This is a genomic window from Sorangium sp. So ce204, assembly GCF_051526795.1.
GTDB classification, from domain to species: Bacteria; Myxococcota_A; Polyangia; order Polyangiales; family Polyangiaceae; genus Sorangium; species Sorangium cellulosum_B.
Window position 1 is genome coordinate 12706870 of sequence record NZ_CP150317.1, and the last position, 13426, is coordinate 12720295.

The 13426-nt window shown below is 71.3% G+C and carries 6 protein-coding genes and 1 pseudogene; all 7 read left to right on the forward strand.

What is annotated here, in order from left to right:
- Window positions 1-106: 106 nt before the first annotated feature.
- The 7 genes and pseudogenes from WMF22_RS48060 (at window position 107) to WMF22_RS48090 (ending at window position 13378) form a co-directional block, all read left to right on the forward strand.
- Entirely contained in the window at window positions 107-4093 is a 3987-nt protein-coding gene (locus WMF22_RS48060) for a DUF6531 domain-containing protein (protein WP_438034113.1), read from the forward strand.
- A 41-nt stretch (window positions 4094-4134) separates the two neighbouring features.
- Window positions 4135-4695, forward strand: coding sequence for a hypothetical protein (locus tag WMF22_RS48065; protein WP_438034114.1), 561 nt, complete (start codon window positions 4135-4137; stop codon window positions 4693-4695).
- Window positions 4692-5027, forward strand: a pseudogene (locus WMF22_RS48070) (contractile injection system protein, VgrG/Pvc8 family); the annotation flags it as partial. The gene WMF22_RS48065 and the pseudogene WMF22_RS48070, both read left to right, overlap by 4 nt.
- Window positions 5028-5185: 158 nt before the next feature.
- Window positions 5186-7126, forward strand: coding sequence for a type VI secretion system Vgr family protein (locus WMF22_RS48075; RefSeq protein ID WP_438034115.1), 1941 nt, complete (start codon window positions 5186-5188; stop codon window positions 7124-7126).
- A gap of 6 nt (window positions 7127-7132) precedes the next feature.
- Window positions 7133-8686 (forward strand): hypothetical protein, encoded by a 1554-nt coding sequence (locus WMF22_RS48080; protein WP_438034116.1) that lies wholly within the window; start codon window positions 7133-7135, stop codon window positions 8684-8686.
- 64 nt (window positions 8687-8750) lie between these two features.
- Window positions 8751-11792 carry a hypothetical protein gene (locus tag WMF22_RS48085; protein WP_438034117.1) on the forward strand — a complete coding sequence of 1014 codons (3042 nt, stop codon included), beginning with the start codon at window positions 8751-8753 and terminating at the stop codon, window positions 11790-11792.
- Entirely contained in the window at window positions 11789-13378 is a 1590-nt protein-coding gene (locus WMF22_RS48090) for a hypothetical protein (protein ID WP_438034118.1), read from the forward strand. The genes WMF22_RS48085 and WMF22_RS48090 overlap by 4 nt, the downstream gene beginning before the upstream one ends.
- Window positions 13379-13426: the final 48 nt, after the last annotated feature.

Sequence of the window (13426 nt, forward strand, 5' to 3'; positions counted from 1 at the left end):
GAAGATGGCTCCATGATGGGTAATGGAGCGGCTTCACGGGGGAAGCCTGCATAGACGCGCCGGGCGTTGGGCGGCGCCTGCAGGCGCTTGAACGGGGACGCGACGCGTGTTCGAGGCGGCGAAATTCGGCGATCCGGTGCTCGGTGTCGACGTCCATATGGTGCTGGTGCCGGCTCCGCCCGCCCCCGCACCGGTCCCGACGCCGTTGCCGCACCCTTTCATCGGGGTGGTGTTCGATCCGCTCGGCGCGGCGCTTGGCGCGGCCATCGGGGCCGTGTTCGGCGGCGGGGGCCCGGTGCTCATCAACATGATGCCCGTGGGAAACACAGGCACTGATGCGAAGGGGATCCCGCATCTGCCTACGCCCCCTGGCGTCTCGTTCGCGCCGAACGATATCCCGGACAATGCAGGCACGATCATCACGGGCAGCAAGACCGTCAGCATGGCGGGGGCGTCGGCTGGGCGGCTGACGTCGATGGTGATGACGTGCAACTTCCCGATCAACTTGCCGACCTCGGTGTGCATGGCCGTCCCGATGGGGGCGCCGGTGCTGGTGGGTGGACCGGATTCGTTCGATATCCTCGCGGCCGTCACCCGTGGCATCCGCACCAAGTGGTTCTCGGACTTCCTGCATCGCGTGACCAGGGCTGGCCCAAGGCTGTCCAGGGTCATCTGCTTCTTGACCGGACACCCCGTCGATGTCGTGACCGGCGAGGTGCTCGCGGACGCGGTGGACTTCGATCTGCCCGGTCCGATCCCGCTGAAGTTCGAGAGGAACTACTACAGCCGCGATGTGGGGGACGGCCCGCTCGGCCCCGGCTGGCATCACCCGCTCGACGCGTCGGCCGACGAGCGGGCCGACAGCGTGCGGGTGCGCTTGCCCGACGGGCGGGAGCGCACGCACGACGCTTTGCCGCCCGGCGGGTCGTTGTGGGACGACATCGACCGGTACACGCTCGAGCGGACGCAGCGAGGGTACCACCTGACCTTCTGGGACGGCCGGTGCCTGCATTTCGAGCCGGTCCGAGGCGCTCCGGTGACGCACCCGCTCGTGAGGATGACCGATCGCTGCGAGAACGCCGTGGAGCTTCGTTACGACGGCGGCCGGCTCCGCCAGGTCGTGGACAGCGTGGGCAGGGTGCTGGAGCTCGCCGTCGCGGAGGGGCGGCTCCGCTCCATCCGGATGCGCCGCGGAGAGGGGTGGATCGACCTCGTCGCGTACGAGTACGACGGTGATGGGCGGCTCGCGGCGGCGTTCGACCCGATGAGGCGGCCGGTGCGCTATGCGTACAAGGGCGGCGTGCTGGTCCAGGAGACGAACCGGAACGGCCTGAGCTTCTACTTCGAGTACGACTGGTACCATCCGGACGGCTGGTGTGTCAGGACCTGGGGCGACGGCGGCATCTACGATCGACGTATCACCTACGACAAGCACCGGCACTTCACGGTGGTGGACGACTCGCGCGGCGGCCGGACGCTCTACTACGGAAACGTTGCGGGTCTCGTGGATCGCGAGGTCGATCCGACCGGGCGGGAGAGGCTCTATGAATGGGACTCGAGCTACCGGAAGGTCGCCGAGGTCGACGGCTTGGGTCACCGGACGGAGTGGGCCTACGACGCGCGTGGGAACCGGGTGCTGGAGCGCGACGCACTCGGTCAGGAGACGCGATGGCGCTTCGACGAGCTGAACCTCCCGGTGGAGCGGATCGACGCGGCGGGGGGCGTGTGGAGGCGCGAGTTCGACGCGCGGGGGAAGATCCGGAGGGCGGAAGACCCGCTCGGAAATGTGGCCCGCTTCAGGCATGATCGGCGGGGGAATCTCGTCTCCGTCGAGGACGCGAAAGGGCGGACACTCGCGCTGTGCTACACGACGGCAGGCGAGCTCGCCGAGGTGAGTGACTGGGAGGGTCACGCGACGCGCTACGTGGTGAACGCTCGCGGGAGCGTGATCCACAAGGTGAACGCGCTCGGCGGCGAGACGGCGATCACGAGGGACGCGTGCGATCGGCCGGTCGCGGTGCGGCTGCCGGACGGCTCGGCGCTGCGGCTGGCGTACGACGGCGAGGGGAACCTGATCGAGCGCACGGATGGGCTCGGCAGCACGACGCGATTTCGGTACACGGGGTTCAACAAGCTGGTCGAGCGGATCGACCCGGTGGGCGGGATCGTCCGGTACACGTACGACACGGAAGAGAACCTCGTCGCGGTGACGAACGAGCTTGGCGAGGAGTACGCGATCGACGTGGACCTCGCCGGCCGGGTCGTGCGGGAGCGTGGGTTTGACGGGCGTTCGCTGGAGTTCCTGTACGACCGCGCGGGCCGTTGTATCGAGACGGTGAACGGGCAGAGGAAGCGGACGAAGATCGAGCGGGACGCGCTCGGGCGCGCGACCAAGCTGGTCATTCCGAAGAATCCGGTGATGGGCGACCCGATCCCGACGGGAGAGGAGGTCGAGTATGGCTATGATGCGCTCGGCGGGTTGATCCTGGCCAGGAACGGCGACGCGGAGGTGCGGTTCGTGCGCGACCCGCTCGGGCGGGTGATCGAGGAGCACGCCGACGGGCGGACGATCCGGAGCGAGTACGACGCGGCTGGCAACCGGATAGGTCGGCGGACGAGCCTGGGGCACGAGACCACGTACGATTTCGACGGCAATGGGGAGCTGCTCGGGCTGGTGTTCGGGCGGGATCCGCGGTGGAAGGACTTCACGCCCGAGTCGCTGGCCAAGGGTGGACCGGTGCGCGCGCCGTGGCAAGCGACGTTGAGGCGTGATGCGGCAGGGGGCGAGGTGGAGCGGGTGCTGCCAGGCGAGGTGGTGAGCTCCTGGGAGCGCGATGCCTCCGGGCGGCCTCGGGTGCATCGGACGGCGCGGGGCGGCGAGCCGGTGATGGGCACAGGGTACCGGTGGCGATCGCACGATCAGATCGCGGGGATCGTCGATGTGCACGCGGGGCCGACGTGGTTCGAGCACGACGCCCGGTCGTACCTGGTGGCGGCCTCGCGGCCGGATGGGTCGGTGCAGTACCGGGCGCCGGATGCCGTGGGCAACGTGTACAGGAGCCCGGATCGAAGCGACAGGACATATGGACGAGGCGGGCGGATCGAGGAAGCCGGCGGCGTGCGCTACGTGCACGACGCGGATGGGCAGATCGTCGAGAAGGTGATGCCCGACGGGAAACGATGGCGGTATGCGTGGGACCACGCGGGGCAGCTCCGCGTGGTTGTGCGGCCGGACGGGCAGTGGGTGACGTTCGGCTACGATGCGCTCGGTCGGCGCGTGCGGAAGACGTCCGGCGGGCGGACGACGACGTTCGTCTGGGATGGCAACGACCTGGTGCACGAGGTAACGGAGGGGGAGGCGCTCGTCACGTGGGAGTTCGAGCCGGAGACGTTTGCGCCGATCGCGAAGATGGAGGGCGACAGGCGGTACGGGGTGGTGACGGATCACCTGGGCACGTCTGTGGCGCTGTTCGACGAGAGCGGGGAGGTGGCCTGGAAGGGGGAGCTGGATCTGTACGGCGTGGTGCGGGAGGAGGCGGCGCGGACGGGTTGCCCGTGGCGGTGGCCGGGGCAGTACGAAGACGAGGAGACGGGGCTCTACTACAATCGGTTTCGGTACTACGATCCGGAAACTGGTAGGTATATAGGCCAAGATCCAATAGGGTTGGAAGGCGGATCGAACCTGTTCGGGTACACTGGGGATCCAACCCGATCGACAGATCCGCTGGGATTATCGTGCAAAATATCGGCCGGAAAGAACTTCAAAGACCATTATATCCGTCACAAGGGGCTGCTTGAGCGAGTCCTTGGTCAACGCTTGCCGAAATGGAGCGAGTCCGCGGAAGGCTTACTGTTTAGACAATCGCTTCAGGATCTCATTTCCAGCGGTCAACTCCAACATCAAGGATTGGCAACCATCAACAAAGGCGCCGTGCCTGCGCATGTGTTCGAGGGACTCGGGATCACCGCAGTCATTCGACCGAACGGCGAGTTTGTGACGCTGCTGGAGTCTGGCACTGGACGCGCCACAACGGGTGCAATGCAATTTCTGAACCCACAGCAGCTCCTGCTGCCAGGCTTCACACCCTGGTAGCAGTTCTCCCGGGTGACAAGCTCTCGCTGAACGGTGAAACCATGGAGATTTCAGTTTTCGATCTGAAAGACATATTCACTGAATCGAATATAGAAGACATATACGTCGGCGGCTACATCGACAGCGGAAGCGGTGTGCGGGATAATATTCGTCCAATAAGCGATTTTTCTCAGTTTCATCCCATGTGGGACATCTGCTACTTGGACACGGGAAAGCATCTTATTGCCTGCGGCACCGCTGATAATTACTCCAGAATTAGTATCCAGATTGTAGAACGGATCGCCCATTGCTTCGAGCTCGATCCCGACGATACGTTCGGCGTCATGTCGGTGCTGCGCAGCCTATTGCCAAGCGGAAGAGACTCAGCGCGTGTGCTTCAAATCGACTCGTTCTTGCATGAGGAGGACAAAAGCGGTCGGGCTATTTCCTCGCTGGGTCTGGCGCTCGACAAAGGTGAATATTTGTTCTTCGATCCAATGAATTTTGATGGTATGCATGTGGGCGGCGCACAGTCTCGTGGTATGTGGGAACGCGGCTTTGGTGGCAAGTATAGGCTCGTGGTGATCCCGGTAATCACCGCCGGCGGTGCATCATGTCCATGACCACCCCGGACTTCACCTTCGCCTTCGAGGGCGCCGATGCGCCCGGTGGCCCCTGGGCGCACCTCCAGGTGGTCGGCTTCCAGGGCCGCGAGCAGATCTCCAGCCTCTATCGCTATGACATCACCCTCCTCGCCCGCGACCCCGCCCCCGAGGTCGACCCGCACGACCTCATCGGCGCGCGCGCCACCCTGCGCATCGCCTCCCTCACGCGGCCGGCCTACAGGCTCGTCCACGGCGTCCTCGCCGAGGTTGAAGAGCTCCACCCCGTACCGGAAGGCATGCTATACCGCGTGCTCCTCATGCCGCCGCTCGTCCGGGCGAGCCACCGGACGCGCTGCCGTATCTTCCTGGAGAAGACCACGCGCGCCATCGTCGAGGCCGTCCTCCAGGGCGACCCGAACCTGACGCTGGAAGACGCCGCCGCGGTGAAGGAGGACGATGGGGATGCCTCGAGCTTCTCCCCCCTGCAGCGGAGAAGTTCGCCTGGCGCATGGACGACCCCTCGCGCATCAACGATGCGCACGTCAGGCCCTACTGCGTCCAGTACAACGAGAGCGACCTCGCCTTCGTGTCGCGCCTGCTCGAGGAAGAAGGCATCAGCTACCATTTCGAGAACGGCGCGGGCGCCTGCCTGCTCGTCCTTTCCGACTCCGACCAGGGCAAGGCGCGCCTCGATCCGTTCGATCCCCTCGGCAGCCACATCGCAGGCCGCGCGGTGACCAGCGTGAAGCTCGGCGCGAGGCTGCGCGAGCGAAAGGTGCGCCTCAGGGACTACGACTGGCGCAAACCAGCGCTCGCCCTGCTCGCAGAGGCCAAGGGCGACGAGGAGGACCTCTTCGAGTACCGCTACCCCGGCGGATATTCCCATGACGCCCCCAGCCAGGGCGATCCGCTGGCGAAGGCGCGCCTCGATCGGTACCGCACCGAGGCCGAATATGCCGTGGGCGACGGCGCTTCGAGGGTGCTCTCCGCAGGCTCGGTCTTCCAGCTCGATCACGAGAAGGCCCGCTACGACGGCGAGTACCTGGTCACCAAGCTCGACGTCCGTGGCGAGCAGCAGGGCGCGGTCACGGTGGACTCGGCCCAAGGCGCCGTTCCCTTCTCGTGCACCTTCGAGTGCGCCCGGCGCGGCAAGGGAGGCGCGCCCGCGGAGTCTCGGTTCCGGCCGCCGCGCGTGACCCCAAAGCCGCGGATCGTCGGCTCCCAGACGGCGTTCGTCACCGCCGATCCACGGTCGCAGGGGGCGGAGATCCATGTCGGGGGGCCTCCCGGCGCCGAGATCGGGTGCGTGCGGCTCAGGTTCCACTGGGATCTCGACGAGGAGCGCCTGGCCACGGAGCCGAGCTCCTGCTGGGTCCGCGTGAGCCAGGTGTTCGCCGGCGTCGGCGAGGGCGGCGTGTGGCACCCGCGCGTCGGCGTCGAGGTGATCGTGGATCACCTCGACGGCGATCCCGATCGACCCCTCGTCACTGGCCGCGTCTACAACGGCGCGAACCGCCCGCCGGCCCCGGCATCCGGGGCTGCGACCGTGAGCATGTTCAAGTCGTTCGCCAGCCCAGGCGCAGGCGTGCACAACGAGCTCGGCTTCGACGACACCGCGGGCAAGGAGCAGATCAAGATGCACGCCGGAAAGGACTGGAACAGCACCGTGGGACACGACCGCTCCGAGAAGGTGAGCAACGACAGCACCTCGGACGTCGGCGTCAACCGAACGGAGTCGACAGGCGGTGATCGCGCCACCTCGGTCAAGGGGAACAACGCCGAGAGCGTCGATGGGGATGAGTCCGTGTCCGTCAAGGGCAGCCAGACCAGCTCCATCAGCGTCGACCAGAGCAGCAGCGTCGGCGCCAACCAGAGCCTGAGCGTCGGCGCCGATCGGACGGTCTCGGTCGGCGCCGATCAAACCCTCTCGGTCGGAGCGAACCAGACCACGTCGATCGCCGCCAACGATGCTCTCTCCGTCGGAGGAAATCGATCGATCTCCGTCTCGGGCAACCGGAGCGAGTCGGTGGGCGGCAACGCGGACCAGATCGTCGCCGGCAACAAGGCCGTCACGGTCTCGGGGAACGCCGAGGAGACCGTCTCTGGAAGCCGATCGGTGACCGTATCCGGGACGATGACGCACACGATCTCGGGCGCGGTCGAGCTGAGCGGGGCAGCGGACATCACGCAGACCGCCGGTGCAAACATCGCTACCTCGGCCGGCGCCAACGCCGGCGTTCAGGCCGGCGCCAACCTGAGCCTCATCGCCGCGGCCGAGGCCGCGCTGCAGGGCACGAGCGTCCACGTGACCGCGAGCGGCGAGATCGTCCTCGGCGCCGGCGGCAGCGCCATCAAGATCAGCGGCAGCGGCGTCGAGATCACCGGCGGCGCCGTCAAGATCGCCGGCGGCACCGTGGATGTCACGGGCGGCATGGTCAAGATCAACTGAGGCCGCATGGACCCGATCACCCGAGCCTCCAAGGCGTTCCTCGCCGAGGCCGAGGCGTTCTGGCGCTCCGGCCGCGGCCCGCTCTTGCCTCTGGTCGCGAGCCCGTCCGAGCGCGTCGAGGTGGCCAAGACCTTGAGGATCCAAGAGCTCGCCCCGGAGAACCGGCGGCCGTTGTTCCTTCATGAGGAGCCATTCATCGATCCGCGCGCTTACTTCGAGGGCCTGGCGCGCGCGATCTCGGAGGGTTACGAGCTCATCCGGCGGGGCGCTGAGGAAGAAGGGGTCTCACTGCCCGTCTTCGCGCCCGATGGAGGGCGAGCTGGCGAGCTGGCGGTTCCGGCGCTCGAGCGCGCAGTGCTCACGCTCGAGCGCGCGGCGACGTTGCTCGGAGAGCGCCTCGACGGCGTGCTCCTGGCGCTCTTGCCGGGCCGGGTGGAGTGCGGATCGGGCTGGCGGGACAGCATCGCGGCGCTCCAGCGGACGCGCTTCTCGAAGCGCGTTCGGATCGCCGTCTGGAACCCGCCTGGAGGGACATTGAACGGCGTCCTCGGCGAGGACGGCGCACGCTTCCACATCGACGCCGAAGAGCTCGTGGACTTCCTCAAGCATCTCGGCGCCGCCAGCAGCGCAGGTCCGGCGATCCAGGGCCCCCCGCTGCCTACCGAGGAGCAGCGGCGTGCGCTGGAGGCGGTGGCCGGGCGCAGGCTCCCCTCGGTCGGCGCAGCGGTGCGGCTGCGTGCCTTCCTGCTTGGCGCAGGCCAGAAAACCGCGTCGCGCGATCCCCTCGGCGCGGCGGAGGACTACCGAAAAGCGCGCGAGCTGTGCAGGGCGGAGGGGCTCGTGCTCGAAGAGTCGATGGTGCTCATCGCCCTCGGTGGGGCGTGCCTCGCGGCGAGCACGGTGGATCTCGCCATCGAGAGCTATCGAAAGGCGGCAGAGCTCGCCGAGGGCAGAGCGGCCTGGCCGGTCGTCTGCCAAGCCTGGCTCGGCGCGGGCGGCGCGTACCTTACGGCGAAGCGGTACGCGCCTGCCGCGGTCGCTTACCGCGCGTCGGCCAGCGCGGCCAAAAGGGGACGGATCGCCCTCCTCACGATCGAGGCCCTCCGCATGGCGGGCACGTGCTCTCTCCTCGACGGTCGCCGGGAGGACGCGGTGGCCGCATGGCAAGAGGCGGTCGACGCGGGCGCCGCGCTGGATGCGCCGATTCGCTGCGCGAGCACCTTTCCCCAGGTGGCCAGCGCCCTCGTGGCATTTCTGCAGCGTGTCGGCCTGCGGCTCCAGGCGGAGCACGTGCGATCGCTCCTGGATGCGGCCGTGCACCCGTCGGTCGATCTCCATCGTGTCTCGGCGGAGTCGGATCGGTCGGCGGCACAGGCCAGCCGAGGTGTGCGGGAACCGCCGCAGCACGCGGAGCCACCGCCGGCGCTCGAGGAGGGCGCGGCCTTGCAGGACCTTGACGATCTCGAACCGCTGGAGACCAGGACGGTGCCGATCTCGCGCGTCCCGAGCGGTCCGGTCTTGCCCTTCCGCTCCACCAAGGAGGGGCCGGGCGCGGGCTAGTGCTCCGGAGCGCCGCGACGTGACTCCGAGCGGCGCCCTGTAGCGGGGGCTCTTCGCTTCTGGCATGGTCGCCGCCATGCTCGTCCGCAGCGCTCTCCCCTCGGTTCCACGCGGCCCGCGGCGCGACGCACGCCGCCTGACCGGCCCCGCGCTCGGGCGCCGCGCGCCGGCGCTGCTCGGCGCCGCGCTCGCGCTCTCGCTCGGGTGCTCCGGCGCAGCGCCGGCCCCCGTCGCGCGCCCGGCGCGGGTCGTGAAGACGCCGCCCGCGCAGCCGAAGGCGCCGGAAGGGCCGCCGCTCCTGCCGGCCCGCGTGATCGCGGAGCTCGACGACGAGGACGCGACGCCCTACTTCGTCCGGCGCGGCGACGAGGCGCTGCTGCTCCACGCCGCGGGAGGGCGCTGGAGAACGCGCCTCCTCGGCGCGGACGGCGCGCCGCGAGGGGACACCGTGGACGCGGGGCCGGTCGCCGCCGACGTGCCCGTCGCCGCGCTGCGCGCCACGCCGCAGGGCTACCTCGCCGCCTGGATCGAGCAGATCGAGGGGAGCCGCGCGGTGCGCGTGCTCGCGCTCGACCCCGCCGGCAAGCCGAGCGCCCCGGCGAGCCTCGTCGCGCAGACGGCCGAGGAGATCTCGTGGCTCGACGTGCTCCCGAACGCGCAGGGCGCGCTCGTGCTGTGGGAGATGCCGCGCGAGGCCCAGGGCGACGCGGCTCGCGCCGGCGTCGCCCACCCCGGCGTCGCCCACCCCGGTGTCGCCCACCCCGGTGTCGACCGCGTCGACGTGGTCATGACGGTCGTGGCGCAGGGCAAGGGCGCCGCGATCAAGCCGACGGCGCCCGCGTCGGTCGCGCGCGAGGTGCTCGGGTGGCACGCGGTCGCCACCGAGCGGGGCGCGGCGGTCGCCCTCGTGCTCCCGCCGGCCGCGCCGCGCGGCCGAGGCGAGGGCAAGCCCGCGCGCAAGGCGGAGGCGGCGGACGCCGCGGAGGATGGGAAGCTCGGATCCGTCGCGCTCCTGGAGATCGACGCGGCCGGGAAGGTGTCGGCGCCGGTGGTCGTCAGCCCCGAGCCGACGGCGCAGATCGATCTCGAGATCGCCTCCCTCGGTGGGCGTTACCTGCTCACCTGGACCGACGAGCGGGACATCGACGGCGCCGTCTACCTCGCGGCGGTCGAGCCGGGCGGCAAGGTGGTGGTGGCGCCGCGGCAGGCGACGTCGCCGTCCGGCGAGCAGGCGCTCGTGTCGCTCGTCGCGCCCTCCCAGGGCGGAGGCGGGCGGGCGCTGCTCGCGTGGGAGGACCTGCTGCGCGCCCGCGGCGGCGAGGCCGGCGGCGCGGGCGCGCGCGGGCCGGGGCGCCTCATCCACCTCGCGTCGGTCGGCCCGGACGGGACGCTCGGCGCGGAGCGGGCGGCGCTCGTCTTCAGCGCGAGCGGGCCGCCCGACCTCGTGGCCGACGGCGACGGCTTCGCCGCGGTGACGCTCGCGCCCGCCACGCTCAAGATGGCGCGCGACGGGGCGGCCGCGCCGCCGGTCTGGCCGACGTTCGTGCGGTTCGGCCCGGATCTCTCGGTGCGGGCGGCAGAGCCGGTGCGCGCCGCGCCGTTCGCGGCGACGGACGGCGTGCCGTACCTCGTGCGCGGGCTGACGTGCCACGCGGGCGCGTGCGCGACGCTGGCGAGCGCCGCGCCCGGCGCGCCGTCTGGCGGCGCTGGCGGCGCGGCGGGCGCGCGGGCGCCGCTCGCGCTGGTGTCGCTCCCGGTGCGCGAGAGCGCGTGGCGCGCGCCCGCGTTCCGGGAGGACAAGGACCCGCCGCCGCGCGCGACCGCGGTGCGCGCCCTCGCCGAGGGCGACCCCATCGCCGAGGTCGCGGCGGTCGAGCTCGACGGCGGCGCGGCGCTCTCGGCGTGGGTCACGTACTTCGTCGAGGGCGCGTCGGACGCCGCGCCCCGCGGGCAGGAGGTCTCTGCGACGCTCGCGGTGCGCGCCGTGTCCCCGGGCGGCCTCGGCAAGCTGAGCGTCCTCTCGCAGAAGGCGTCGTCGCTCGGCGGCGTCGCGATCGCGGCGGCGCCGCCGCTCCCGGCCGACGCGAAGGGCAAGGGCGCGACGCAGGGCGAGAGCGTGATCGCGTGGGTCGCGCGCGAGCGGGGCGAGACGCAGGTGTACTTGACCAAGGTCGACGCGACGGGCGCGAAGGTCGCGCAGAAGAAGCTCACCACGGCGCCGCGGAAGAAGCAGGGCGGCGCCGCGAGCGAGGCGTCCGACGTGGCGATCGCCTACGACGGCGCGGGGGGCTTCATCGTCGCGTGGATCGACACCCGCGACGGCAACGCCGAGGTGTACGCGGCGCGGGTGGACCGCGCGCTGAACCGGACGGCGCCGGACCGCCGCATCACGAACGCGCCGCTCGACGCGGCCGAGGTGCAGATCGCGGTGCGCGGCCAGGAGGTGTGGCTCGTGTGGTCCGACGCGCGCACGGACGGCGGCGCGGCTGCGGGCGGCGCGGCTGCGGGTGCCGGAGCGGCCGCGGGCGGCGGCGCGGCTGCGGGCGGAGCGGCTGGCCAGGGCGACGAGCCCGTCGGCGACATCTTCCTCGCGCGGCTCGACGCGAAGACGCTGCAGCGGATCGGCGACGAATCGCGCCTCCACGCGTCCTCGGAGCACTCGCGCAGCCCGGTGATCGCGCCGCTCGAAGGCGGGCTCTTCGTCGGCTGGATCGACGAGCCGGCCGACGAGTCCGGCGGGGGCGCGGGGGCCGGCGGGCGCGCGCGGCTCGTGCGGGTCGACGGCAACGGCGCGGTGCAGGGCCCGCCCGTCGTGGTGAGCGGCCCGGACGGCGCGGCGGTCTCGTCGCTCGCGCTCGCGTGCGACAAGATCTGCCGCGGTGTGCTCGCGTCGGCCCCGGGGGACGCGGTGGAGCTGAACGCGTTCACGCTGGCGCCCGGCGACGTGTCGGCGCCCTCCCTGAAGCCGCTGGCGTGGCTGACCGGCGGCGCGTCGCAGGACGTGTCGCCGGCGTTCGCGGGGCGGTCCGGCGCCTCGCTGTTCTTTGCGGACGACGCGGTGAGCGGCTCAGGGCGCGTCCGGTGGATGACGATCGCATGGCCGTGAGCGGCGCAGATCGCGCTCGCCGGCGGCGCGCCGCGCCGCTGCGCGCGGGCGGGCTCCTCCTCGGGGCGCTGGCCTCCGCGCTCGGCTGCCCCGGGCCGCCGGAGGTGCCGGTCCCGCCGGCGCGCAAGCCGGCCGGCGCGGCGGTGTTGCCGGGCTGCAAGGACAGCGGCTGCTCTCAGGCCGGGGCGCTGCTCGCCGCCGCGCGGGCGTTCAGCGACGTGCGGCACGACTACCTCCTCGACACATCGAGCGCGATGGTGCCGGGCCGCGGGCTGTCGAGGAGCGCGGCGGGCGCGTTCTCGCCGGTCGGCCTTGCTTGCGCCCGTCCGAAGGCGGAGCCGGCGGCGCCCGCGGTGACGGGCGCGCCCGGGGCGGCGGCAGCGCCCGCGGCGCAGACGGTGGCCGCGATCCCGGCGGCGACGGCGGCGCCGGGCGCACCCGCGCCGGCGCCGGGCGAGCGCGCGATCGACTTCCGTTACGTGGGCATCGCTGTCGACTCGGTCCTCGTCGGCGCCGACGTCGATCTGCCGGCGTACTTCAGCGCCGGTGGGACGCTCCACCGGCGCCGGCTGCGGCTGGTCGCGATGGCGCTGGTCGCGGACGAGGATCCGCAGTTCTTCGAGCCGACCGAGAGCGTGGTGCCGGCGGCGGCCGGCGGCTGCGCCTGCGGTCGCGCGACGCACTTCATCGGTGCCGTGAAGCGCGGCGCGATGGTCGCCTACGAGACGGACGTGACGGCCGGCGAGGCGCACGGCACGGCGCTCGGCCTGTTCAAGGCCCGGCTCGAGGCGGGGGACCGCCGGGTGACGATGACCTCGGTCGGGGAGCTGGCCATCGAGGGCGTCGAGGGCGCGCCGGTCGCGGGCGCGAAGGGAGGCGGGCAGGCGTTCGGCGCGCTGCGGATGGAGGTCAAGAAGGCGGTGCCGCTGGCGTACGCGATCTACCCGGTGGCGGACGTGTGCCGCTTCTCGCTCGCCGAGCCCGAGATCGCGCCGCTGCCCGTCGACCTCGGCGTGGTGCCGTACGGCGCCACGGGGACGGCGCAGGCGCTCATCACGAACCGGGCGCAGGTCGATGTCCGGGTGACCCACGGCGAGCGCACGGTCGAGGTGCCCGCGCACGGGAGCGCGGAGCTCGCGTTCTCGTGGACGCCGGAGGGCGCGACGGCCGGGTGCGAGCGTCAGACGCGGCGGGACACGTTCGTCGTGCAGCCGAAGGACGCGTCCGCCCCGGTGGTGCCGCGCGAGCGGGCCGTCGTGGTGCCGCTCCAGGTCACGACGGGGATGCCGACCTTCTCGAAGCACGAGCCGATCGCGACCGAGACGGGGCGGTCGCCGGACTACGGCCGGGCGAGCGTCGACTGGACGTGCCCGGCCGGCTACGTGGTCGAGCAGTGCGAGCCGCAGCTGGCGAGCTGCCTGTCATCGACGGGGAGCTGCAGCGCCGAGGGATACCGGCTGACGGCCGAGGCGACCGCCGACGGGCGGGGGTGCGCGTTCCGGTGCACGGGGCCGAGCTCCACGATATGGGGCGACCACGGGTGCTCCTACACGGCGGCCATGGTGTGCCGGCTGGGGTGCAACTAGCGCTACGGCCGCGTGTCGCGGAGTCTCCGCCACCTCGAGGGCGACTGC